Source organism: Winogradskyella sp. 4-2091 (genome assembly GCF_045765065.1).
Taxonomy (GTDB): domain Bacteria; phylum Bacteroidota; class Bacteroidia; order Flavobacteriales; family Flavobacteriaceae; genus Winogradskyella.
Window position 1 is genome coordinate 234,267 of record NZ_JBJKOD010000003.1, and the last position, 26,628, is coordinate 260,894.

Genomic DNA, 26,628 nt, shown 5'->3' on the forward strand with positions numbered 1-26,628 from the left:
TTTATACAGCATGAAAAACTACATTTCAATATTTGCAATTGCATTGGTATTATTCTCTTGTAATTCAGAAGAAAAACGAATTACAAAAATCACATCGCCAAACGAAAAAGTATTGGTAGATTTTAATGTTAATTCTGAAGGTCGGCCATTTTATATGGTAAAATTTAATAATGAGACTATTGTAGATACGTCTTATCTAGGTTTTGAGTTTAAGAATATTCCAGCTTTTAATAAGAATTTCATTATTAAGAATTCAAATATTTCAACATTCAACGAAACATGGCAAATGCCTTGGGGCGAACAATCAGAGGTTGTAAATAATTATACAGAATTAAAGATAGAACTTCAAGAAACAACAAGTCCAGAACGTTTTTTGCACATTATTTTCAAAGTTTATGATGATGGCATAGGTTTTAGATACGAATTTCCGGAACAAGCACGATTAAAAAACGATGTTTTTATAACTGAAGAAAACACCGAATTTAACCTTACAGAAGATTATAAAACCTTTTGGATTCCTGGAGATTGGGATATTTATGAGCATTTGTACAATACCACGAGTCTATCAGCAATTGATGCCTTACAATTTAAGAATCACAAGAATCTAGCACAGACCTATATACCAGAAAATGCAGTTAATACACCAGTCACTATGGTGGGTAAAGATGGAATACATCTTAGCTTTCACGAGGCAGCTTTAGTAGATTATTCAGGTATGACCTTAAAAGTAGATACCGAAAACTTAAACCTAATAAGTAATTTGGTTGGTTCAGAAAATAGGGATTACAAGGTTAAAAAGACGATGCCTTTTAATACACCTTGGCGAACGATACAAATTTCAGACAATGCGCCAGATTTAATTGCATCTAAACTTATAGTGAACCTTAACGAGCCAAATAAACTTGGCGATGTATCTTGGTTTAAACCTATGAAATACACAGGAGTTTGGTGGGAAATGCATTTAGGGAAATCCTCATGGGATTACGGAATGACTCAAGATATGAACACATGGACAGATGGTGGGAAATCGCATGGAAAACATGGTGCTACAACAGAAAATGTAAAGAATTTTATTGATTTCTCTGCTAAGAATAATATTGGTGGTGTATTAGTTGAAGGGTGGAATACTGGTTGGGAACATTGGATTGGTTTTGAAGACAGAGAAGGTGTGTTTGATTTTGTAACACCTTATCCAGATTATGATATTGCAGAGGTTGTACGTTACGGAAAAGAAAAAGGTGTCGATATTATTATGCATCATGAAACTTCTGCTGCAACAGAAACTTACGAGAAACAACAAGATACTGCCTATGCTTTGATGCAGAAATATGGTATGCATGCTGTAAAATCTGGTTACGTAGGTAAAATTCTACCAAAAGGGGAATATCATCATGGACAATACATGGTCAATCAATATAATAATGCAGCTATAAAAGCCGCTAAATATCAAGTCGCTGTAAATGCTCATGAGCCTATTAAGGCAACAGGATTACGAAGAACGTATCCTAATATTATATCTAGAGAAGGTTTACGAGGTCAAGAATTTAATGCTTGGGCAAGTGATGGTGGCAATCCACCAGAACATTTGCCAATAGTAGCGTTTACTAGAATGTTATCAGGACCAATTGATTATACACCTGGAATTTTCAATATTAAATTTAATGAATATAAACAAGACAATCAAGTTAATACAACCCTCGCACAGCAATTAGCACTTTATGTGGTTATATACAGTCCTGTGCAAATGGCTGCTGATTTAGTAGAACATTATGAAGCTAACCCTGAACCTTTGCAGTTCATCAGAGATGTTGGTGTTAATTGGAATAAATCTCTTATTTTAAATGGCGAAGTAGGTGATTATGTGACTATTGCAAGACAAGAACGAGAAACAGAAAATTGGTTTGTTGGTGGAATTACAGATGAAAATTCTAGGACTATAGATTTAGATTTTAGTTTTTTAGATAGTGACACAACTTACGAAGCTATTTTATATAAAGATGGCGAAAAGGCGCATTGGGATGATAATCCATTAGATCTTAAAATTGAAAAAATTGAACTAAATAAAGAGTCAAAGCTCTCTATAAAGCTTGCCGAAGGTGGCGGTTTTGCTTTGAGTCTAAAAACTAAATAATAATTAATTTTTTTATCCCTTATGAAAAATGTAATACTAATATTAGTATTGGTACTCTGTTTTAATGGTGCCAATGCTCAAGTTGGTGTAGGAACAACAGACCCAAAAAGCACCTTGGATATTAACGGCAATTTATCATTAAAAGTAGTAAGTGTAAATGGTGGACCAAGTGGATCTGCGACACCTATTGATGATGGTGTTTATATCAATTTAACGCCAACAACTGGTAGTGAGGAATTTATATTACCAGATGCTACAGTGGTACCAGGGAGAATTTATATTCTAAGAAATGTAACCGATACTGTAAATGCCGATATTTATACGTTCGGAGCAGGTGTGTTGTTTTTTGCTGGTGATAGTACTGCAGGTGTATCAGTTGTAAATATGACAACTACTGTAGGTAATGGAAACACTAGTAAAACTTTAATATTTATAAGTGATGGGTCTAACTGGACGTACGGTCAATTAGGATTTTAGACCTTATAGCAGACTGTTTTAAATTAAATACAAGGTGTAAGAAATTAATTCGATACACGACTATTCTTAATATTTGTAACTTTGCCTATATAAAAAAACTACTTTTTTTGGATATTAACGATAACATAGAATCTCCTTTTGAAATAAAAATAAGTTTCAACAAACTTCTTAATCAGTATGAAAATTTAATAGCTGCTGATAATGATTTTATAGCTGCTAATGCACGACGTGTATTAAGTATAGCAGAGAAAAATCCTATTTTAAGAGATGGATTTAGTGATTTTGAAATCTTTAATACTTATGAAAAAGAGATTGAAGGATTACTCCAAGATGCTTTTAGTCCATTATTAACTAAAAATGAAATTAAAACGGCATCTATTCCATTTCATAATTTTACATTCAATTCTTCAGAGCGTTTTAAGTCTATTATAAATACAGCCGGAAGTAATTTTGATTTGGAAATTCAGAATATGCCTAAGGATCAAAAATATATTTTTGCTTGTGCAATAATTTTAAATTTTTGTTATGGTTATAATTTAAATTTTAAACGACCTTTTTTTTATGAAATACCAGATTCTAATGGTGTAATTCGTTACTACAAAATGTTGTATAACGCGGATTTTACAGAAGTTATTCCAACAGAAAACGCGCCACAGATTACTCAGCAAGATTATGATGAGCTAATAGATAATTTTGAAGATATAGAACTGTGGAAAAAGAAGTTTCCGCCAAATAGCTATCTTTTTAAAGGCTTTGTGATTTCTAATATTTTTGATATTACAGACGATCAATCCATTTCTAACGTAAAGACCACTTTAATAGGTGAGACCCAACAAAAAAGTGAAGGTTTTATGGAAGGTTTTCATGACATTTTTCAGTCTTTATTTGGGCTTAAAAATATCAAAGTTGGTTTTTCAACTTTCAATGCAGAAGAGGATGTTTTTGAGCGTATTTATGGTGTTGGCATGAATAGTTATTTACTTAATAATTTAGAAAGTCAAAATTGTACGGATGCCTTATGTACGTGGTCTTACAATAAGCTTTTAAAAGAATTTAAATATTTTTCAGTATCTGATGTAGATAAATCTTTTGAACGGTCACAAGGCCAAGCGCCTCATATAAATGTTTTACATGAGCAAGGAATTAAAAGCGCCATTTTTGCGCCTATTGCTAATAAAGATGGTTTAATGGGTATTTTAGAAATTGTTTCTAACGAGCCTAAAATCCTAAATAGTATCAATGCTAATAAATTGGTGGATGTTATGCCCTTTATTGTAAGTGCTGTAGAACGTTCTAAAAATGAAGAGTCTAATTTAATTGAAGCAATAATACAAAAAGAATGTACATCAATACACTCTAGTGTACAGTGGAGATTTAAGAAAGAAGCGAAGCAATTTATTAAGGACCAAATGAATGGTAAAGACACTAATTTTAATAAAATTGCTTTTGAAAATATCTATCCACTTTACGGTCAAATAGACATAAAAGGGTCATCAGAAGCTAGAAATTGGGCAACTCAAAAAGATTTATCATTACAACTTAATGCATTAAAGAATGTTTTGTCTAATGCTTTTCAATTAGAAGCACTTCCAATTTATGAACAATTTATATATCAAATTGATAGCTTTTTAGAAAGTGTTGATTCTCATTTTCAGGTTGATAGTGAGCATCAAATTTCTGTTTTTATTAAAAAGGAAGTAGAGCCTGTTTTAAAACATTTGTACACTGTTGATGCATTAAAAGAAGAAATTGATAACTATTTTGAAAAAATAAATTCGCAAGCAGATACTTTATATCATCATAGAAAACAATACGATGATACTATATCACTTATAAATAAAGAAATGGCTTCTATTTTAGATACTAAACAAGAAGAAGCACAACAAATGTATCCGCATTATTTTGAGCGTTTTAAAACTGATGGTGTAGAACATAATATGTATATCGGTGAATCCTTAACTAAAGAAGATGGTTTTAATACAATTTACTTATATAATTTAAGGTTATGGCAATTACAAGTGATGGTGGAAATGGAGAATGCTTATTATCAAATGCAACCAGATTTTCCAGTAGCGTTAGATGTTGCGTCGATGATTTTGGTATTCAATCAGCCATTGTCTATTAGTTTTAGAATGGATGAAAAACAATTTGATGTTGATGGAACATACAATGCTAGATATGAAATTGTAAAGAAACGGGTGGATAAAGCCTTTATAAAGGGTACCAACGAACGCGTGACTCAAAAAGGTAAATTGAGTATTGTTTATTCTCAGAGAGAAGACGAAATGGAGTATTTACAATACGTAAAATTCTTGCAGGCTAAAAAATACCTAGATACAGATGTAGAAATTGTAGAATTGCAAGATTTACAGGCTGTAACAGGTTTAAAAGCTATACGAGTTAGTGTTTTATATCACAAAGCGAAAAACGACAAGGAGTTTTATACCTATGAAGATTTAATGAAAGAAATTAAAGCTTAATTTACAATTGTAGTTATTGGAGATTCTTGGCCAGATAGTTGAAAAGCTATAGCAAACGATATTACACTAACTACAATCCCAATCGCAAAAAAGGTATAGGTCAGTCTTAAAATCTTATACTTTCTATTTAAAACTAAACCGAGGAAATAGAGATCTTTAGTCAGTGATCCGTAAAGGTATTCCTTGTCTTGCATCATTTCCTCCATTGCCCATTCAAACTCTTCAAGTTTCATTTTGTGAAAGTTTCCAAAGAATAACAAGTTTACTTTTTTATTAGCGACATCCTCCTTTGTGAATTTTCCGCTAGTTACATTCGGTCGTGTTGCTATTACAGACAAAACAATTGATACAACTGTAAATATTGCAAAAATGAACGTTGGCCAAATAAGATATTCGTTTGTAGGGTTATCTAGTTTAGAAACTAAGTTAGATAAGACTAACGAGATGATAATGGCATTTACAGATAATAAAATATTAGCTTTTGTGTCTGCAATATCACTTAATGTAATGTGATTTCTTAATGCAACTCTAAACATAGTTTCTATACCACGATCTGGTAAGTCTAACTTTGCTTTCTTAAAATTTAATTCTGCCTTTTTCTGTTTTAATTTTTCTGTATTTGCTTTTACTTTATTTTGATTTTGTAAAAGGTTGGCTAAATTTTTCCCTTTACGACCTTCCCATTTCTTTGTTGCTAAGTCGGTGTAAAAACTATGGTTGGTTAAAAAGGCAATATTTTCTTTTATCCATTCAGTCTTAGATACTTTTTTACCTAAAGTCAGTTCCCATTCTTTTCTTAATAAAGACGCGTATTTGCGGTAGTTTTTACTAGATAAATGTGCACAATCTGCATCTTTAATATAACCCTCTAATTTATTAGTAGGTTGGTAACCCATTGTAGTAGCTAAAATAATAGCGGAAATGGTTTCAATAGTTTTATCAGAAACATTTTGAGATTTTAAAAATTCCGTTGCTATTTTTACACTTTCCTGCTCGTGCCCTTCGATAGTTTTAGTAAATCCAGTATCATGAAACCAAGCAGCAACTAACAATTGATCTTTTTCGGTTTCGTTTAAAGGACCTTCTTCCAAAAGTTCGTTCACTTTACCAACAACCCTTTGCGTATGCGCAAGGTTATGATATACAAATGAGGCATCTAAATTACTATTTAAATAAGCTATAACGTATTTTTCTGCTTCTACTACAATGTTCTTCATATAATAAATTGTGAGACTAAATTAAGAATTTTTTATAAGCTTAGTTAATATTTGAGTTAGCAATCCTATTTCTCGTTTTATTTTTAACAGTTGTTAGGTTCGTTAACTTACTAATTCCAGTTTCTACAATTCATTGTCATATAATTACCTTATAATTCAGTTTTTTAAGATTCTACAAATGGGGTAATTAATTCGTATTTTTGAATACCAACCCTTTTTTATGAAAATAGTATACAAGTACGGGATTTTTTTAGTCTCAATATTAGTTTTTAATGCGTGTGCAACCTATAAAAAACAAGTTGTACGTGATGCAGAAGTTGCCCAGCCAAAACATAAAGAATTAGCGCATACATTTTATCTTATTGGTAATGCAGGTGACTCAAACCTAGGCGAAAGTTCTGATGCTTTAAAAGCTTTTAAAGTTGAATTGGAAAAAGCAGATAAAAAGAGTACGGCTATTTTTTTAGGTGATAATGTCTACCCAAAAGGTATTCCAAATAAATCATCAAAATTTTATGAGTTAGCAAAGCATAGGTTGCTGTTGCAAACGGAAGCAGTTAAAAATTTTGAAGGTAAAACTATTTTTCTGCCAGGAAATCAGGATTGGTATTCTGGAATCAAAGGTTTAAAAGCCCAAGAAAAAATAGTTGAAAAAGAATTAGGGAAAGATAGTTTTTTACCTGAAGATGGATGTTCTATTGATAAAATTCATGTTTCAGATGACATTGAACTTATTCTGGTTGATACGCATTGGTACATAAACAATTGGGACGAGCAACCAACTATTAATGACGACTGCGAATTAAAAACAAGACAGAATTTTTTAGATGAGTTTAGTGATTTAGTTAAAAAAGCGCGAGGCAAAACTACAATTATAGCATTGCATCATCCCATGTATACTAATGGTCCTCATGGTGGTCAGTTTAGTGTAAAAAGTAACTGGTCACCTGCACCAATTGTAGGAACTTTAAATAATGTTTTTAGAAAAACAAGTGGTCGTGTAGAAACAGATTTACAAAATGCGTGCTACAACGAATTAAAAAAGCGTTTAGTAACGCTAGCGCAAGTAAATGATAAGGTTGTTTTTGTATCTGGTCATGAACACAGTTTGCAATATTTAATTGATGATAATTTACGTCAAATTGTTTCTGGTTCAGGATCTAATGTGTCTGCTGTAAGAAATGTTGGTGCTGGTATTTTTGGATATAGTACACCAGGTTATGCTACGTTACGTGTTTACACAGATGGTTCTACCCATGTATCCTTCTATTCATCCGATGAAGATGCAATTGTATTTGAAACAGAAGTTTTTCCGCAAGATGCACCATTAGAACTTAAAACATATAAAGAAAATTTAGAGTCGCATACAACGGCTTCTATTTATGCAACAGAAGAAACGGATGTTACTGGGTTTCGAAAATTCCTTTGGGGAGATCGTTATAGAAAAGAGTTTAGTACCAAAGTTATGGTGCCAAATGTAAAGTTAGACACACTATATGGTGGTTTAGTTCCTGTAAGGCAAGGTGGTGGAAATCAGTCTAAATCCTTAAGGTTAGAAGATAAAAACGGAACACAATATGTGATGCGAGCTGTCCGTAAACAAGCTCTTCAATATCTACAAGCTGTACTTTTTAAAGATCAGTTTATTGATGGTCAGTTTGATAATACTGCGACCGAAGATTTAATTTTAGATGTTTTTGCAGGTTCTTATCCATATGCGCCATTGATTATTGGAGATTTAGCAGATGCAATTGGTGTTTATCATACAAATCCGGTTCTCTATTTTGTACCAAAACAAGAACGATTAGGAGAATATAATAACGACTATGGTGATGAACTTTATATGATTGAAGAACATACATCTGAAGGTCATAATGACAAAGCAAGTTTTGGGTTTCAAAATGAATTGTTATCAACGCTTGATATGATGAAAAAAATTCATAAAGATGAAGATATAATCATAGATGAGCCTTCGTATATAAAAGCAAGATTGTTTGATATGCTAATTGGTGATTGGGATAGGCATCAAGATCAATGGCGCTGGATAGAATTTAAGGAAGATGGGAAAAAAATATATAGACCAATGCCAAGAGATCGTGATCAAGCGTTCTCAAAAATGTCAGATGGTTTTCTTTTGGGTACAGCCGTTAAACTAATGCCAACTGCACGTTTATTGAGGGCGTATTCTAATGATTTAGTAGATGTAAAAGGTGTTAATGTAGAACCTTATCCGCTAGATATGGAAATTATAGTGAGATCTGGTAAAGTAGATTGGGATGCGCAGGTAAAAATTATACAAGAAGGTATCACGGATGAAGTCATAGAAAAAGCTTTTGCAAATATTCCAAATGAAATGCCAAGTGAGTCTATTAAGGATATTAAGAAAAAATTGAAAGCTAGACGAGGTAATCTTCAAGCGATATCAGATCGTTATTTTGAATTACTCAATGAGTATGCCGTTATTAAAGGGACTAATAAAGACGATTGGTTTGATATACAACGTTTACCAAATGGACAAACAAAAGTTACAGTTTACAGGATTAAAAAAGGAGAAAAAAAGGATAAGTTTCACGAGAGAACGTATAATAAAAATGAAACTAAAGAAATTTGGATCTATGCATTAGACGACGATGATGTATTTGAGGTCACAGGAGAAGGTGATAGCTATATCAAAGTAATTTTAATAGGAGGTCAAAATAATGATAAGTATAACATTGAAAATGGAAAACGTTTAATTTGCTATGATTACAAATCCAAAAAAAACACATTTGTTACAGATAAAGGACGTATAATATTAACTGATGATTATGAAACAAATGTGTACGATTATAAGAAACTCAAAAATAGTACGAACCAAATCATCCCAACATTAGGCGCAAATCCTGATGACGGATTTAAGTTAGGGATTCAAAATGTTTACACAACTTATGGCTTTGTGCGTAATCCGTTTACTGCTCAGCATAAACTTTCAGCAGCTTACTACTTTGCAACTGAAGGTTATGAATTAAACTATATAGGTGATTTTGCGAAAGTAGTTGGTAATTTTAATTTAGGTATAGATTTGCGTTTTACTAGCCCTAATTATGCATTTAATTTCTTTGGTTATGGAAATGATTCATTAAACCCAGAAGATGATACATCAGATGGATTAGATGTTAATTTAGATTACAATAGAGTAAAACTTCAAACCTTAAAGTTTGAACCGTCTCTTAAATGGATAGGTAGATATGGTGCAAGTTTTAAATTTGGTTTAACCTATGAGTCTATAGAAGTAGAAAAAACGGAAGGACGATTTATTAATTCGGTAATTGGTGATAATATAGAAGTTGAAAATGTTTTTTATGGAGCAGATGCCACTTACCAATTTGCACATTCAGATACTGAAGTATTTCCAACATTAGGATTCTTATTTAATATTCATGGCGGATTTAGAAATAATGTAGAAACCTCAAAAGGGTTTGGTTATGTAATATCTGAGTTTGGGTTAGATTATAAATTGGTTCCAAATGGTCAATTAGTATTGGCAACAAAGCTTAGAGGACATTTTAATATTGGAGATAATTATGAGTTTTACCAAGGCGCAACAATAGGAGCTAATAACGGTTTAAGAGGTTATAGAAACCAAAGATTTAATGGTAAAAGTGCTTTTGTACAAAGTACAGATTTAAGATTAAACCTAACTAAAGTAAGGACTGTCATAACACCTATGAAACTTGGGTTGTATGGAGGTTTTGATTACGGTAAAGTTTGGATTAGTAATGGGAATTCTGACCATTGGAATACGTCAATTGGTGGAGGCGTTTTTGCTATTGCAGCAGACTTATTAACGCTTAATTTATCAGCTTTTAATAGTGATGAAGGTGTGCGTTTTGCATTTAAATTAGGCTTTGATTTTTAAAAATTTGGGTAAGGTTTCATATTATTTGTAGACCTATAGATGAATCGCGTATATTATGAAAAACACAAAATTAAAAATTGAAAATAGAAAAGGAGATATTTTAAGTGCTCATCTAGAGTTGCCTGCAAATCAAAAGCCAAATTACTTTGCCATTTTTGCGCATTGTTTTACATGTAGTAGTAATCTCAATGCAGCTAGGAATGTGAGTAGAACACTGACACAACAAGGTTTTGGAGTCATAAGATTTGATTTTACAGGTTTAGGCAAAAGTGAAGGCAAATTTGCAGATAGCCATTTTTCTGCTAATGTAGAAGATTTAATAGATGTTCATGCATATATATCGCAAGCTTATACAGCACCAAGTTTATTAGTTGGGCATTCTTTAGGAGGTGCAGCTGTACTTGTAGCGGCTTCAAGAATTGCAGATGTTAAAGCAGTAGCAACAATTGGTGCACCAGCAACAGTAGATCATGTTAAACATTTGTTCTCTCATCAAATAGATGATAATAACGCAACCAATGATGTAGAGGTAAATATTGGTGGGCGACCATTTGTGATAAATAATGATTTCGTTAAAGAATTTGATAAAATAGATTTACCAGAAGTTGTAAAAAATCTTCGTAAGCCATTATTAATAATGCATTCGCCTTTTGATAAAATTGTTGGTGTAGAAAACGCTGAGAAGTTGTATAAAACGGCCTTACATCCTAAAAGCTTCATTACTTTAGATAATGCAGATCATTTATTAACAGATGTAATTGATAGCCAATATGCTGGTGAAATGATTGGGACTTGGGCAAAACGTTATTTTCCTAAAGAAGAAAATAAAATGATTAGTACAGAAGGCGAACAATTGGTCGGTCATCTCAACATTGTAGAAGATAACTTTACAACAACTATTCAAACTAAAAACCATGCTTTAATTGCAGATGAACCCATAAGTATTGGTGGTAATGATTTTGGTCCTTCTCCTTACGAGTATCTCAATGCCGCCTTAGCAGCTTGTACTGTAATGACACTAAAAATGTATGCAGAGCGAAAACATTGGGATTTAAAGGAGGTTTATGTTTACGTTTCGCATTCTAGAAAGCACAGTGATGACCTAAAATTAGAAGTTGATAAGCCAAAATACTTAGATCATATCAGTAAAAAGCTTAAGTTTATTGGTAACTTAGATTCTGATCAAAGAGAGCGATTAAAAGAAATATCGTCGCGTTGTCCTGTACATAAAACTATAGCGAGTGAATTAATCTTTGAAACGCAATTACTTCAAGATTAGAGAATTATTTATAAAAGATAACAGTCAGAATTGATAGTATTAGACTTTGGTTGTTTATGTCGTAATTTTTTTAAAGATGCGGTATAACCAATTCAATTTTTGTTGTTTTTCTAATGGTAATTACTATTTTATAAATTCTACGCGCTAATGTGCGTAAATGGATTAATATTTTAAGATTGTTATTAAATCCATTAACTAATCTAATATACCTTTACATTATAAATATACACATGAGAAATTTTATCAAGAAAACAATTATTATACTATCGTCAATTATATTAAGCGCTTGCGCAACAGAAAAGGCCTTGTATAAAAGTGAAGATGATAAATCTGGTGTTTTGCCTAATAAAAAGGTAGATAAGGTATTCTATCTAATTGGAGATGCAGGGAAATCTCCTAAAGGCGGAATGTCTAAAGGTCTTACAGCTTTTAACAATTACACTAAAAATAAAAGTACTAAAGGGGACTTTGTGATTTTTTTAGGAGATAATATTTATCCAGCGGGTTTACCAAAGAAAGATAAAAAAGGAAGGGCTGAAGCAGAAAATGCATTAGATGGCCAAATATTATCAATCAAAGGGTTTGATGGCGAAGTTCTTTTTATTCCTGGCAATCATGATTGGTACGCAGATGGAGTTAAAGGAGTTAAGAGAGAAGAAAAGTATATTGAAGATGCTATCGGTAAAAATACGTTTCAACCAGAGAATGGATGTCCTTTAGAGAGTATTGATGTTAGTGAAACTGTACAGTTAATAGTCATTGATACGCAATGGTATTTAGAAAATTGGAATGATCATCCAACTATTAACGATGAGTGTGAAATAAAGACTAGAGAACGCTTTTTTGAAGAATTAGAAGGGGAACTTAAAAAAGCTCAAGGCAAAACAATTGTCTTTGCGATGCATCACCCAATGTATACAAATGGTGTGCATGGTGGCCAGTATGCTTTTTCTAAACACCTTTTTCCTGGCCAGAAAAAAATACCGTTACCAATATTAGCCTCATTGGCTACACAGATAAGAACTCAAGGTGGCGTTTCTATTCAAGACCGTTACAATGAGCGTTATAATAAATTAATGAAGCGAATTGAAACGTTAACTTTTGATACTAAGAACCTTGTTTTTGTTTCAGGCCATGAACATACCTTACAGTATATAGAAAATGAAAATGTAAAACAAATTGTCTCAGGATCTGGAGCTAAAGAATCTTATGCTAATCTTAATAATAATGGATTGTTTTCTTACGGAAAACAAGGGTTTGCAGAATTAACCATTTATGAAGATGGTAGCAGTTGGGTTTCATTTTTCGGTGAAGAAAACGGTAAGGCTAAAAAGTTATTTACCAAAATGATATTTGAGCCTACAAAAACGTATGACGTATCTGTTTTGCCTGATACTTTTCCACAAGAAATTGAAACATCTATTTATACTGCTGAGGAAACTGATAAAACTGGGTTTTTTGAGTCGGTTTGGGGAAGTCATTATAGAGATATTTATGGTACAAAGATAAAAGCTAAGGTGGCTACACTAGATACATTATATGGTGGTTTAGAGGTTGTGCGAGCAGGTGGTGGTCACCAAACAAAATCGTTACGCTTAAAAACCAAGGATGGAAGGGAGCTAAATATGAGGGCGTTACGAAAAAGTGCTACACAATATTTACAAACTGTTGTTTTTAAAAATACTCATATAGAAGATGAGTTTGAGAAAACCGCAGTAGAAGATCTAATTCAAGATTTTTATACAGCAGCACATCCATATGCATTTAAAGTAGTTCCAGACTTATCTGACGCTGCTCAGGTTTACCATACAAATCCAAAGATATATTACATTCCAAAACATAAAAACTTAGGAAAGTTTAATGATGAGTATGGTGATGAACTTTATATGATTGAAGAGCGTCCAGAAGAAAATTATACTGATGAAAGAAACTTTGGTTACGCTGATGACATTGAAAGCACTCATGATATCATTGCGAAAATTAGAGAGGATGAGAAATATAAAATTGATGAAAATTCTTATGTAAGAGCACGACTTTTTGATATGTTAATTGGCGATTGGGATAGACATCAAGATCAATGGCGATGGGCACAATTTGATCAAGAAAATGGTGATAAACTATATAGGCCAATTCCAAGAGATAGAGATCAAGTGTTTTCTAACTTCGATGGAGCGTTATTAGATGTTATGAAAGTTATATCTGGTTCTACAAAGCAATTGCAAGTCTATGATGCAGAGCTAAAAGATATTGAATGGATGAACGCAGCAGGAGTTAAGCTAGATCGTATTTTGGTTCAGAAATCTACCAAAGAGAAATGGCTTGAACATGCCAAATTTATTCAGGAGAATATTACTGATGAAATCATTGATAAGGCGTTTTTAAAAGTACCAAAAGAAGTACAAGATGAAACTTTAGAAGATATTAAAGTTAAACTAAAGGGAAGACGAGCTCATCTTATAGATATTGCTGAGCGCTATTATACATATCTCAATGAGTTAGTGATTTTAACAGGTACTGATAAGGATGACTATATAGAAGTCACTAGATTAAGAGATAATGAAACCAATGTAAAAATTTATAGAATTATAGATGGTGAAAAGAGTGAAGTGCTTGTAGATAAAACTTTTAATAAAGATACAACTAAGGAGATCTGGATTTATGGTTTAGACGATAAAGACATATTTGAAGTTAATGGAAAAGCAAATAATTTAATTTTCACTAGACTTATTGGCGGTCAACAAAATGATACCTATATTATAAATAGTGGCAGACGAATAAAGGTGTATGATCACAAAAGCAAACCAAATACTATAAAAGTCAATAATAGAGGAGTAGTAAGGTTAACAGATGTCTATAATTTAAATTTATTCGATTTTAAAAAAAATATAGTTACTAATAGTGTGATAACACCTGCAATTGGTTTTAATCCAGATGATGGAATGTTAGTGGGAGTTCAGTTTATTAAGACTAAGAAAGGCTTTCAACGTAATCCATTTTCGCATCAACATCGATTTAAAGGTGGTTATTATTTTGCGACGCAAGGCTTCTCTTTAAATTATGATGGAGAATTTGCCAACATAAAGGACGATTGGAACTTACACATTGGAGGGCAATTTACTTCAGATAATTTCACAAATAATTTCTTTGGTTATGGAAATGAAACAATCAATTTAGATGACGACCTCGATTTAGATTACAATAGAGTAAGAACAAGTATTTATATGCTCAAAGCTGGAATTCTAAAGAAAGGTAATTTTGGTAGCAATTATGGTTTTAGAACTGTTTTTGAAGCTATAGAAATTGATGAGTCTTCAGATAGATTCATTTCTGAGTTTAGTGATGCAACTAATGATGGATTTTATGACAGAAGAGTATTTGGAGCAATAGAAGGAGAGTACACATATAATAGTTTTGACGAACGACTTAACCCAACAAGAGGAATGACCTTTTTACTCAATTTAGGCGTTAAAACAGAGTTTGCAGAAACAGAAAATACTTATGGTTATATTAACTCTAATTTAGGTTTTTATAATGCGCTTTCACAAAATAGAAAATTAGTATTAAAAACAGATTTAAGGACTCAATTTAGAATTGGAGATGACTTAATCTTTTATCAAGCTGCAAATATTGGCGGGCGAAATGGACTACGAGGGTTTAGAAATGAACGTTTTACCGGAAGAAACTCATTAGTTGGTAGTACTGATTTACGTTATAGTTTTAACCAATTTAAAACAAATACACTTCCATTGAAAATTGGTGTTTTTGGCGGGTTTGATGTTGGTAGAGTATGGCTTAAAAATGAAAATTCAGATAAATGGCATAATGATTATGGTGGTGGTTTTTGGATTACTGCAGCAGAAAGCCTCTCGGGAACATTTAATTTGTTTAACAGTGTGGAAGGCTTAAGATTCTTATTTGAATTTAATTTAAATTTTTAAAATTTATGATAAGTTTTCTACGCAAATCATTTAAGTTTATATATCAACTTGAAGCTAAAATTGCATTCTATCCCACGATTATAAGTATAGCAGGTATTGTTTTTGCATTTTTTATGTTTTATTTAGAAAGTCATGGCATATCAAAGATGCTTTCTAAACACGCGCCTATTTTAGTTGTTAATGATACAGATACTGCACGTAGCTTATTAACAACCTTTGTTGCTGGGCTAATCTCAATCATGGTATTTAGTTTCTCTATGGTAATGATTTTGTTAAATCGAGCATCAAGCAACTTTTCTCCTAGAGTTTTGCCAGGTTTAATATCTAATAGGCGACATCAAATTATCTTAGGTATTTATAATGCTTCATTATTATACTGCATTTTTACGTTAGTAGGTATAGAGCCTGTAAGACAGGAGTATCAGTTGCCTGGTTTTTCGGTTCTAATTTCTATTTTTTTCATGACAGTATGTTTAGGCGCTTTCATATATTTTATACATTCTATTTCTCAAGAAATTCAGGTAAATAATATAATGAGCAGAATTTTTACTACGGCTAAAAATAGATTGGTAGATTTAATTGATAGTCAAAGTGAAAGTGTGATAGAATTTCCTGATTCAGAGAATTGGAATACTTTAAGGTCAAAAAAGTCTGGTTATCTTCAGAACATATCCATAAATGCAATGGCTCAAATTGCAAAAGAACATAATTTGCAATTCGAAATCATTCCAGCTAAAGGTACATATGTACTAAGTGAAATGCCAATTTTAAAGTATAATAATGATATCAGTGACACTCAGAAAGACGACATATTATCTAACTTTCTTTATTCAAAAGGTGAGCGTGTTGCAGATAATTATGTGTTAGCATTTAAACAGCTTACAGAAATTGCAGTAAAGGCAATGTCACCAGGTATAAATGATCCAGGTACTGCTTTAAACGCCATAGATTATATTACAGAATTATTTCTTATTCGATTAAAAAAGAAGGATTGTGCTTATTGTTTAGATGACGATGAAAAACCACTAATATTAATAAACACAATAAATTTTGAAGATTTACTTTACAATGTCATGGTCGCCTTTAGAACATATGGAAAGGGTGATGTTATAATTGTACAAAAGCTATTATTAATGTTTAAGTTGTTACTAAGTAGTCAAAATTCGGTTGTAGAATATTATAAAGAACTCTTAAGGAAAGAAACCAATAATTTATATGAAGATGCTTCTCGGAGTCTTAAAAATACTTCAGATTTAGAGCATGTTACGCAACAATTTGAAGCTATTAAGAAAAATTTATTCTAACTTTTTTCTCCATTGTTTATCATGTTTATGTCAAAGAAGAGTTTTCCATCATCAGTATCAATAGTTAAGCTGTAGTTTATGGAGCTCCATAGAGAAGATAGTTAAAGAGGCGACTTATATATTGCTATAATTAGTAAAGGAAATATTAGTCTCTTGATGTATATCATCGTAATTTTATGTTTTTAATTAAGGTAATTTTCCTCATTTAAAATGAAAAGATTATTAACTCACAACTTCTTAAAATTGCTATTTGAATTCACATAGAGACATAATTATCATAGGAGGAGGAGCAGCAGGCTTTTTCGCCGCTATTAATATTGCGCAGCAACACCCAGAACTATCCGTTGCAATTTTAGAACGTGGAAAGGAAGGTTTACAAAAAGTAAAAATCTCTGGAGGAGGTCGCTGTAATGTAACACATGCGGAATTTACTCCATCAGAATTGGTACGCAATTATCCAAGAGGAGAAAAAGAACTTTTAGGACCTTTTCATAGTTTTATGACTGGTGATACTATCGCTTGGTTTGAAGAACGAGGTGTAGAATTAAAAATTGAAGAAGATGGTAGAATGTTTCCGGTTTCAAATTCATCTCAAACGATTATAGATTGTTTCCTTTCTGAAGCACAAAAACATAACGTTGAGGTGCTTTATAATTATTCAGTGAAAGCGATAAAAGCCAATGAAACCAATTTTTCTATTGAAACAAATCATAACGCAATAGATTGTAATAAACTCGTCATTGCCACAGGAAGTAATCCTAAAATATGGAATCTACTAGCAGATTTAGGACATACAATTATTCAACCAGTGCCATCACTATTTACATTTGATATTAAGGATAAACGTATCAAAGATATTCCTGGTGTTGTTGCCAAAAACACTGAAATAAAAGTCGTAGGAACCGATTTAGAATCTAATGGACCATTGCTCATTACGCATGTTGGTATGAGTGCGCCAGCTATTTTAAAATTGTCTGCTTTTGGTGCAGTGGAATTAGCAAAACGAAATTATAATTTTAAGATTGAAGTGAATTTTATCAGTTTAGATTTTGATAGTTGTTTAACTGAGCTTAAAAATTACAAACAAGAATTTGCTAAGAAAACATTAATCAATTATACGCAATTCAATATACCAAAGCGACTTTGGAAACAATTGGTTTTAGCCTCTAATATTAGTGAAAACGAACGTTGGGCAGATATTAATAAACAGCAATTAGAAAATTTAGCATCACAATTAACCAAAGCAATTTTTGAAGTGACAGGAAAAAGCACATTTAAAGAAGAATTTGTAACAGCTGGAGGTGTAGATTTAAAAGATGTTAATTTTAAAACCTTTGAGAGTAAACGAATTCCTAATCTTTATTTTGCAGGTGAAGTAATAAATGTAGATGCGGTAACAGGTGGTTTTAATTTTCAGAATGCATGGACAGGCGCTTATATTGTGTCACAATCTATTAACAAATAATGCATACTTATATCGCACTGTTAAGAGGAATTAATGTTGGTGGACACAAAAAAGTGCCAATGGCAGAGTTAAGAGAATTATTAACGAATTCTGGCCTGCAAAACGTAAAGACATATATACAAAGTGGTAACGTTATTTTTCAATCTTTAGAAAGAAGCAGTAATATTTTAGAAGACACAATTCAAAAAGTCATTTTAAAACATTTTGATTTTCAAGTTCTAGTAATAATAAAAACTAGAGCAGAACTTTTATTAATCTATAATAATTGTCCATTTTTAGATTCGAAGAAGACAGATAGTTATTTTGTAATACTTAACGAAATTCCAGAGGCTCTTGTGGTGGAAAATGCTTCAGAAAAAACATACCCAAATGACGAGTATGTGATATTCAATGATTGTATTTATTTGTTTTGTGCTAACGGCTATGGTCGTTCAAAATTCAATTTAAATTATTTTGAGAAAAAATTAAATGTCATTGCAACAGCAAGAAATTATAAAACAATGCTAAAACTCTTATCTTTGTCGGATATATAGTAAGCAATGACTGAACAAGACTTTATTCTTAAAACTTATAATTCTAAAATAGAAAACGGTTCCGTAAAATGGGCTTCTCCAAGTAATATCGCTTTGGTTAAATATTGGGGAAAAAAGAAGCATCAAATTCCAGAAAACCCTTCGATTAGCTTTACACTTTCGGATTGTAAAACCATAACCGAAATAACGTATTCTAAAAAGAACGAAGACGGTTTTAGTTTTGATGTTTATTTTGAAGGAGAGAAGAATGAAGCCTTCAAGCCTAAAATTAAAACATTTTTTGAGCGTATTGAAGTCTATATGCCTTTTTTAAAGGAGTATCACTTCAAGATTGAAACCACAAATACATTTCCACACAGTTCAGGTATTGCTTCTTCCGCTTCTGGCATGAGCGCAATTGCGTTGTGTTTAATGAGTATTGAAAAAGAGCTAAAAACTGATGATGGCAATTCTAAAATAGATAACAAATCTTATTTCAACCAAAAAGCCTCATTTTTGGCTAGATTAGGATCAGGTAGCGCATGCCGCAGTATTGAAGGAGAAATTGTAGTTTGGGGAGAAAATGAAACTTTTACTCAAAGTTCAGATTTATATGGTGTAAAGTTTGAAGGTGATGTACATTCCAATTTTAGTAATTATCAAGATGCTATTTTACTGGTAGATAAAGGTGAAAAACAAGTGAGTAGCACAGTTGGTCATCAGTTAATGTATGGTCATCCTTTTGCAAAAGAGCGTTTTGCCCAAGCGCATGATAATTTGGCGAAATTGAAAACCATTTTGGCTTCAGGTGATTTAAATGAGTTTATTAAAATTGTAGAAAGTGAAGCACTTACATTGCATGCTATGATGATGACAAGCATGCCTTATTTTATTTTAATGAAACCTAATACTTTAGAAGTAATAAATAAAATTTGGGCTTACAGAGAAAAAACAGAATCTAAAGTTTGTTTTACGCTAGATGCTGGTGCAAATGTTCATGTGCTTTATCCTGAAAATGAAAAGGAAAATGTGCTAGAATTTATTAAGAATGAATTGGTTAGCTATTGCCAAAACGGTCAATACATTTGTGACCAAATCGGACAAGGCGCAAACCAAATACAATTATAATACGTATATTTGTTAAAGTAATTGCTCTCAAATCATGAAAGGACCACTATTTTATTCAAAAATTCTATTATTCGGAGAATATGGAATTATAAAAGATTCTAAAGGCTTATCAATACCTTATAATTTCTATAATGGAGCACTTAAGGTAGATAAAAATCCTACTGAGGAAGCTGTGAAATCTAATGAGAGTTTAGTGCGCTATGTTGCATATTTAAAGGATTTAGATAAAGAATTAGTGTCTTTTGATATTACTACTTTGCAGAGTGATGTAAATAAAGGTATGTATTTTGATTCTTCCATTCCACAAGGTTATGGTGTAGGTAGTAGCGGTGCACTAGTGGCTGCGATTTATGATAAATATGCGTCAGATAAGATTACAGTTTTAGAAAATCTTACTCGAGAAAAATTGCTAAAATTAAAAATGATTTTTTCTGAAATGGAATCTTTTTTCCACGGAAAATCGTCTGGATTAGATCCTTTAAATAGTTATTTAAGCCTTCCAATCTTAATTAATTCTAAAGATAATATAGAAGCTACAGGTATTCCATCGCAACAAACCGATGGTAAAGGTGCCGTATTTTTATTAGATAGTGGTATTGTTGGTGAAACTGCGCCAATGGTAAGTATTTTTATGGAAAACATGAAGAATGAAGGTTTCCGTAGTATGCTTAAAGACCAATTTATAAAGCACACAGATGCTTGTGTAGATGATTTCTTAAAAGGTGATATAAAGTCATTATTTCATAATACTAAACAACTATCTAAAGTTGTATTAAATAACTTCAAACCAATGATTCCTTCACAATTTCATGAACTTTGGAAAAAGGGAATTGAAACCAACGACTATTATTTAAAACTTTGTGGTTCTGGTGGTGGAGGCTATATCTTAGGCTTTACAGAGAATATTGAAAAAGCAAAAGAAGCTTTAAAAGGACAAAAGCTAGAAGTAGTTTATAATTTTTAATCAAGGTCCTTTTTTGAATTTAGTTTAGCAGTTTACCAATATATAAGCCATGTTATCAAGACGGCAGAAACACATTCTTCTTAAATTTTTTAGTTTGTTTTCTGTAGTAAGAGGCTATAATATTCTTGTTATTGTTGTTGCTCAATATCTGGCTTCGGTTTATATTTTTGCACATCACAAACCCTTAAAATCTGTTTTATTAGATGTTAATTTGCTTATGCTTGTATTAGCATCAACGGCTACTATTGCTTCAGGTTATATTATTAATAATTTCTACGATTCGGAGAAGGATTTAATTAACAAACCTAGAAAAACAATGTTAGATCGATTGGTAAGTCAAAATACCAAGCTATCTTTTTATTTTACACTTAACTTTTTAGCTGTTGTTTTTGCAAGCTACGTGTCGTTTAAAGCCGTATTATTTTTTGCGTTCTATATTTTTGCAATTTGGTTTTATTCACATCGCTTAAAAAAGCAACCTATTATAGGGAATATGGTTTCTGCTATATTAACGGTTACGCCATTCTTCGTTATTTTTATATATTATCAAAATTTTGAAAAAGTAGTTTTTGCGCATGGTATCTTTTTGTTTTTGCTCATTTCTATGAGAGAACTCACTAAAGATTTAGAAAATATAAAAGGTGATTTGGCTCTAAACTATAGAACGGTTCCAGTGGTATACGGAGAAAAAGTGTCTAAACTCATGTTAACCGTAGTTGGCGTTTCTACAATAATTTCTGCGATCTTATTAATACTATTTTTTAAGATAGGTCATATGTATTATTACTTTTATCTTAGTATCATACTATTGCTTATTTATCTCATAATTTTACTAAAATCAAATAAGAAGACTCATTACCTTATACTTCATAATATCTTAAAATTTATTATCGTAGCTGGTGTTTTATCTATTTTGTTAATTGATGTTTCAGTTGTTTTAAACCGTTTATAAATGAATCATACTTTAAAAATTGCAATGGCTCAAATAGCGCCTGTTTGGTTAGACAAAGAAGCTACATTACGCAAAATTGAAAGTTCAATAGTTGAAGCTTCAAAAGAAAATTGTGAATTAATTGTTTTTGGAGAAGCGTTATTACCAGGTTATCCATTTTGGTTAGCGTTAACAGGTGGTGCAGAGTGGGATAAAAAAGTAAACAAAGAATTACATGCACATTACGTTAAAAACGCTATTAGCATAGAAAAAGGAGAATTAGATGCGGTTTGTAACCTTGCTAAATCTAATAAAATAGCAATTTATTTGGGTATAATAGAACGACCTATAGATCGTGGTGGTCATAGTATTTATGCCTCTTTAGTTTATATAAATGAAATAGGTGATATCAAGTCTGTACATAGAAAATTACAACCAACTTATGACGAACGTTTAACTTGGGCACCAGGTGATGGTAATGGTTTAAAAGTGCATGCTCTCAAAGATTTTACCGTTGGCGGACTTAATTGTTGGGAAAATTGGATGCCGTTGCCAAGGACTGCATTATATGGCCAAGGAGAAAATTTACATATTGCAGTTTGGCCAGGTAGTGATCATAATACAAAAGAGATTACGCGTTTTATTGCTAAAGAATCACGCTCTTTTGTGGTTTCTGTATCGAGTTTAATGTCAAAAACAGATTTTCCTGAAAACACACCACACTTAGATGCCATACTAAAAAATGCACCAGAAAATTTAGCAAATGGAGGAAGTTGTATTGCAGGACCAGATGGCGAATGGATTATAGAACCTGTTTTACACAAAGAAGGTTTAATTATTCAAACTATAGATTTTAATCGTGCTTTAGAAGAACGTCAAAATTTTGATCCGGTTGGTCATTATTCTCGACCAGATATTACTAAACTAACCGTAAACACAGAACGACAAACAACTGTAGAAATTAAGTAGTTAATATCAACTATTGTTATACCTTTGCGAAAAATTACAACATGAGCAGAAATCAAGATAGCAAGGAAAAAGGGAAAACTTCAGGAAGAGGAAATGCTAATAGTAAAAACAAAAGTTTTACTAGAGGAAATGCTCCTTTTAAAAAGAAACCGAAACCTGCGAAGCAAGCATCTAATTCAGATGAAATCCGTCTGAATAAGTACATAGCTAATTCTGGTATGTGTTCTCGTAGAGAAGCAGATGAAAATATTGCTATTGGTTTAGTGACTGTTAATGGTAAAATTGTCACTGAAATGGGTTATAAGGTTAAGCGTTCTGATGAGGTTAAGTTTGATGGACAACGTATTACACCAGAAGCAAAAGTGTATGTGTTATTAAATAAGCCAAAAGGATTTGCGACAACAACAGCAGAAGGAAAAGGAAGAACTGTAATGGATTTGGTTGCAAATGCAACTAGTGCAAATATAAAGCCAATAGGTCGGTTAGGTAGAAATTCTTTAGGGTTATTGCTGTTTACCAACGATGATAAAGTGGTACAAAAATTTACCAACTCCAAAAATGGTGTAGCACGATTGTTTCAAGTTGAGTTAGATAAGAACTTAAAATTTGAAGACTTAAAAAAGATACAAGAAGGATTTAAAGTTGAAGGGAAACTCGTTGCAGTAGAAGAGATTAGTTATATACAAGGCGAATCTAAAAACCAAGTAGGTATAAAGATTAAAAATACTGGTAACACTATTCTTCGTACTATTTTTGATCATTTTAATTACGACCTCGTAAAAATTGATTGTGTAGCAATTGGTCACTTAACCAAAAAAGATATTCCTCGTGGTCACTGGAAACATTTAACTGAGCAAGAAGTGAATACTTTAAAAATGCTTTAATATTCAGCTTTTTACTTTAAAAGTATACGTTGCAATTAAATGGTCTTCTAGATATAAGTGAACATCATAAAAGCCCTTTTTTGTGAATTGGTGTTCTATTTTTAAGGTTGAATTTTGAACGGAAATATTCATAGGTTCGATTTTTTCAATACTTGTGCCATTATCAATTTTAAATACAACAGCCTTTGGTTGAATCTGTTTTTTTAGTTGATATTCAAACCTTACATTTTCAAAGCGTTTAATAGTTTGGTGCATTTGTTTAGGAAGGATATGATTATCTAATCTTTCATAAGCTTTGCCATAAATAATTGGTGCAGCTAAAAATTCTTTAAAGGTAGCTGCGTTATCTTCTATAAGCGACCATTTTTCATCAACCGGAAAATGATTTACTGCAAACAGTTTTGGTTCAGCTAAAAAGAAACCATTGTTATATTGAAAGCTAAAACTATTTGTCTTGGGATTAGGAATACCACTAGCCCAAGTAGGATCGCATAAATACCATTTATCATTTAGTTTTACCGCATTCCAAGAATGATTTGGTAAGTCTAATGTTTCAATATTTGTTGTGCTTACTCTACCATATCCTTGAATAATGTTGCATTTTATATTGGCAAGATTGGCGAGTTCTCGCACTAAATAAGCGTAACCTGTGCAAATTGTTGTATTATGTTTTAGTAATTTTTTGAAAAGCTTTTTTTTGAAGTTATCATTCCAGTTTTTAAGCTTTATGCTATCATTTTTAAGACGATGACGTTGGTGTTTATTTCTTAGATATAGACTATAATTATTAGAAATATTATGACAAACCCAAAAATAAATAGATCTGAATTTTTCCGCATCTGTATCTAAATCGTTTGTCAATTGAAAAGCTAATTTTGGTAAATTATAAAGCCCTTCATTAGTGTAAGACAAAGCTATGCTATCTGCTTTTTTAAAATCTATGTGATTAAAATCAGAGATTTGCGCAAAAGAATGATTTGCAGTAATGAAGAGCAAGATTTTTATTATCGTTTTCAAATAATGAATCTAAAATTAAATTAAAGATGTTTATGGGTTTTGTAATTAATCCTTACGTTTAGATTTGTACGGTTTACCAGTATCTAATGTGCCAATCATAGTTACAGCGTCTAAAGTCAACTTTAATGTAATAAACGATGTATCTTCTTTTATTACTACTTTTTGAGTTTCATAACCTATGTAACTAAAAAGCAAAACATCGCCTACATTCAATTTTTTAGGAAATGTAAATTCGCCTTTTTCGTTGGTTGTTGTGCCATTGACTGTGCCTTCTTGCACAATGTTTACACCAAGTAGTACATCTGTTTCGTCGCTAACGATGCCTTTAATAATGCGTTCCTTTGTAATTGATGTTGCCTTGTTTTCGTTTTCTGTTTGCCCGAAAATAGGATTACTTATAAAATAAGTAAGTAGCAAAAGGCCAATAAAACTAAAAGTAGTCAAATGATTTTTTTGAGGTAATCTAACATGTTGTTTCATAATATCTGTGTTTTGTTTCCTTCAAATCTAGATGTTATGCTTACAAGTTAATAATAGTTTTGAGTAACAGCAACCAATGAATTAGTAAAGTAGTGTTTTTGGTCAGTGAAGCTTTTAAAGTAATATTAAAATTAGCCAAGTTCTATTTCAAATTTTAATAAAAAAAAGTACTCTCGTTACATTTAAAACTCGAGTACTTTGCTATCAATCAATCAATTTATAATTTTTCTATATTACATTGTGCTTGCTTTAATTGGGCAGCCAATTGCTTTTGTAAGATTAGGACTTGGCTTTTCACCTTTTTCTAATGCAGCTATTGCATCTTCAACATATTTTACCTTTACATTTTCTGATGATTTAGCGTTGTCATCAATAGATCCAATGTATTGTACTTTTCTTTCGTTATCTAATAAAAACACATGAGGTGTTCTTACAGCACCATATTGAGGATATATTTTCTGACCTTCATCAACTAAATATGCAAATGTAAACCCTTTGTCTTTAGCACGTGTTTGCATTGCAGCATAACCTTCTTTTTCGTTTTCAGGGCTGTTAGGATTAATAGCAATAACAGAATAGCCTTTAGGTGCATATTCGTTATGTAATTTTATTAAACGGTCTTCGTAAAGTTTAGCAAACGGACATTCATTACAAGTAAAGGTTACGATATAACCTTTGGCATTTTCTATACTAGCTAAAGACACCATTTCGCCATCTACGTTTTTGAGGCTGAAATCGGTAGCAACATCTCCAATTTTATAGCCACCAATCTCTTCTAAAGTTTTAGTTTGCTCTGGTCCATGTCCACCACCTGGAGGAGGTCCTTTTCGATCTCCTTTGCCTTTAGGTGGATGCCCTTTAGGTGGATGCCCATTTGGATCATGTTTTTGGTTTTCAGTTATTGTTTCTTCAGAGTTGCTAGCCTTGTCTTTACAAGAAACTAATGCAGTTGTAGATAAGACAACAGCAGCTATTAATACACTTATTTTTTTCATTCTAATTATTAATTAAAGTTTTGATAAATTTCATTCTCTAAGTCGTTAATATTTTCGAAAGCGCGTTCATAAAATAAACGCTTTTCATTATTATAGATTATGGTAAAAGGAATTGAGCCAGACCAATTAGGGTCTATTTTGTCAATCCAAGTATTAGAGTCAGGATCGTCTAGTAAAACAACATTTGCAGAAATGTTATTTTCTATTAAAAAAGGTTTGAGTTGTGTGTCAATGTCTTTTGGGAAATCTAAACTTACTAATAACAATTCTACATCCGTATTTTCATTCGCATATTGTTGTAAATAAGGTAATTCTTTTACACAAGGAGCACACCACATAGCCCAAAAGTTCACAATGGTTACATTGCTACTTTCAGTATAGAGTTGTGGTTCTAATTGATCAAAGTTATAGACCTTAACCTCGGAAATCTCCGTTTTTTTAGGTGCATTACAACTCGTTATTAAACAAATAAAAAAAACTAGAAAAGATAGTCTTTGAAATTTTATTTTCATCAAATGAGAATAGTTTCTCATTAGACTTTATTAGTAACAAAAGGTTT

The 26,628-nt window shown here is 31.8% G+C and carries 19 protein-coding genes; 14 read left to right on the plus strand and 5 right to left on the minus strand.

What is annotated here, in order from left to right; all coding sequences use genetic code 11:
* Nucleotides 1-10: 10 nt before the first annotated feature.
* The 3 genes from ACJBCC_RS05615 to ACJBCC_RS05625 all read left to right on the plus strand — a co-directional run bounded on the left by ACJBCC_RS05615 (nt 11) and on the right by ACJBCC_RS05625 (nt 5,088).
* Nucleotides 11-2,131 carry a glycoside hydrolase family 97 protein gene (locus tag ACJBCC_RS05615; RefSeq protein ID WP_407556616.1) on the plus strand — a complete coding sequence of 707 codons (2,121 nt, stop codon included), beginning with the start codon at nt 11-13 and terminating at the stop codon, nt 2,129-2,131.
* 21 nt (nt 2,132-2,152) lie between these two features.
* The gene (locus ACJBCC_RS05620; RefSeq protein ID WP_407556617.1) at nt 2,153-2,608 is read left to right on the plus strand and encodes a hypothetical protein; all 456 of its coding nucleotides are present in this window, start codon (nt 2,153-2,155) and stop codon (nt 2,606-2,608) included.
* 107 nt (nt 2,609-2,715) lie between these two features.
* Nucleotides 2,716-5,088, plus strand: coding sequence for a GAF domain-containing protein (locus ACJBCC_RS05625; RefSeq protein WP_407556618.1), 2,373 nt, complete (start codon nt 2,716-2,718; stop codon nt 5,086-5,088).
* On the opposite strand, the gene ACJBCC_RS05630 is transcribed toward ACJBCC_RS05625, so the two are convergent.
* A complete protein-coding gene (locus ACJBCC_RS05630; RefSeq protein ID WP_407556619.1) occupies nt 5,085-6,305 on the minus strand; it encodes a Pycsar system effector family protein in 1,221 nt (406 codons plus the stop codon). The two genes, ACJBCC_RS05625 and ACJBCC_RS05630, sit on opposite strands and share 4 nt — an antisense overlap.
* Before the next feature lie 220 nt (nt 6,306-6,525).
* Here ACJBCC_RS05630 and ACJBCC_RS05635 point away from each other — a divergent pair, with 220 nt between their 5' ends.
* The 11 genes from ACJBCC_RS05635 to ACJBCC_RS05685 all read left to right on the plus strand — a co-directional run bounded on the left by ACJBCC_RS05635 (nt 6,526) and on the right by ACJBCC_RS05685 (nt 23,577).
* Complete coding sequence (locus tag ACJBCC_RS05635; protein ID WP_407556620.1) at nt 6,526-10,203, plus strand: phosphoesterase; 3,678 nt, start codon at nt 6,526-6,528, stop codon at nt 10,201-10,203.
* A 55-nt stretch (nt 10,204-10,258) separates the two neighbouring features.
* On the plus strand, nt 10,259-11,482 hold the full coding sequence (locus tag ACJBCC_RS05640; protein WP_299102147.1) for a bifunctional alpha/beta hydrolase/OsmC family protein: 1,224 nt from the start codon (nt 10,259-10,261) through the stop codon (nt 11,480-11,482).
* Between the two features lie 230 nt (nt 11,483-11,712).
* Nucleotides 11,713-15,420, plus strand: a complete 3,708-nt coding sequence (locus ACJBCC_RS05645) for a metallophosphoesterase (protein ID WP_299102146.1) — start codon at nt 11,713-11,715, stop codon at nt 15,418-15,420.
* A 5-nt stretch (nt 15,421-15,425) separates the two neighbouring features.
* Complete coding sequence (locus ACJBCC_RS05650) at nt 15,426-16,724, plus strand: DUF2254 domain-containing protein (protein WP_407556621.1); 1,299 nt, start codon at nt 15,426-15,428, stop codon at nt 16,722-16,724.
* A gap of 250 nt (nt 16,725-16,974) precedes the next feature.
* Nucleotides 16,975-18,189, plus strand: a complete 1,215-nt coding sequence (locus tag ACJBCC_RS05655; RefSeq protein WP_299102144.1) for an NAD(P)/FAD-dependent oxidoreductase — start codon at nt 16,975-16,977, stop codon at nt 18,187-18,189.
* Nucleotides 18,189-18,722: a DUF1697 domain-containing protein gene (locus ACJBCC_RS05660; protein WP_299102143.1), complete on the plus strand. Its 534-nt coding sequence runs from the start codon at nt 18,189-18,191 to the stop codon at nt 18,720-18,722. The genes ACJBCC_RS05655 and ACJBCC_RS05660 overlap by 1 nt, the downstream gene beginning before the upstream one ends.
* 6 nt (nt 18,723-18,728) lie before the next feature.
* On the plus strand, nt 18,729-19,829 hold the full coding sequence (locus ACJBCC_RS05665; protein ID WP_299102142.1) for a diphosphomevalonate/mevalonate 3,5-bisphosphate decarboxylase family protein: 1,101 nt from the start codon (nt 18,729-18,731) through the stop codon (nt 19,827-19,829).
* Between the two features lie 34 nt (nt 19,830-19,863).
* Entirely contained in the window at nt 19,864-20,793 is a 930-nt protein-coding gene (locus ACJBCC_RS05670; protein WP_299102141.1) for a mevalonate kinase, read from the plus strand.
* Nucleotides 20,794-20,842: 49 nt separating this feature from the next.
* Nucleotides 20,843-21,745, plus strand: coding sequence for a geranylgeranylglycerol-phosphate geranylgeranyltransferase (locus tag ACJBCC_RS05675; RefSeq protein ID WP_407556622.1), 903 nt, complete (start codon nt 20,843-20,845; stop codon nt 21,743-21,745).
* Complete coding sequence (locus ACJBCC_RS05680; RefSeq protein ID WP_407556623.1) at nt 21,746-22,693, plus strand: carbon-nitrogen hydrolase family protein; 948 nt, start codon at nt 21,746-21,748, stop codon at nt 22,691-22,693.
* A 41-nt stretch (nt 22,694-22,734) separates the two neighbouring features.
* Nucleotides 22,735-23,577, plus strand: a complete 843-nt coding sequence (locus ACJBCC_RS05685; protein ID WP_407556624.1) for a pseudouridine synthase — start codon at nt 22,735-22,737, stop codon at nt 23,575-23,577.
* Between the two features lie 3 nt (nt 23,578-23,580).
* Here the strand turns inward: ACJBCC_RS05685 and ACJBCC_RS05690 are convergent, their stop codons facing one another.
* The 4 genes from ACJBCC_RS05690 to ACJBCC_RS05705 all read right to left on the minus strand — a co-directional run bounded on the left by ACJBCC_RS05690 (nt 23,581) and on the right by ACJBCC_RS05705 (nt 26,581).
* Nucleotides 23,581-24,594 carry a transglutaminase domain-containing protein gene (locus ACJBCC_RS05690; RefSeq protein ID WP_407556625.1) on the minus strand — a complete coding sequence of 338 codons (1,014 nt, stop codon included), beginning with the start codon at nt 24,592-24,594 and terminating at the stop codon, nt 23,581-23,583.
* A 45-nt stretch (nt 24,595-24,639) separates the two neighbouring features.
* Complete coding sequence (locus ACJBCC_RS05695) at nt 24,640-25,074, minus strand: carboxypeptidase-like regulatory domain-containing protein (protein ID WP_407556626.1); 435 nt, start codon at nt 25,072-25,074, stop codon at nt 24,640-24,642.
* Between the two features lie 233 nt (nt 25,075-25,307).
* The gene (locus ACJBCC_RS05700; RefSeq protein ID WP_299102134.1) at nt 25,308-26,069 is read right to left on the minus strand and encodes a thioredoxin family protein; all 762 of its coding nucleotides are present in this window, start codon (nt 26,067-26,069) and stop codon (nt 25,308-25,310) included.
* Between the two features lie 8 nt (nt 26,070-26,077).
* Nucleotides 26,078-26,581 carry a TlpA disulfide reductase family protein gene (locus ACJBCC_RS05705; protein WP_299102132.1) on the minus strand — a complete coding sequence of 168 codons (504 nt, stop codon included), beginning with the start codon at nt 26,579-26,581 and terminating at the stop codon, nt 26,078-26,080.
* Between the last annotated feature and the right edge of the window lie 47 nt (nt 26,582-26,628).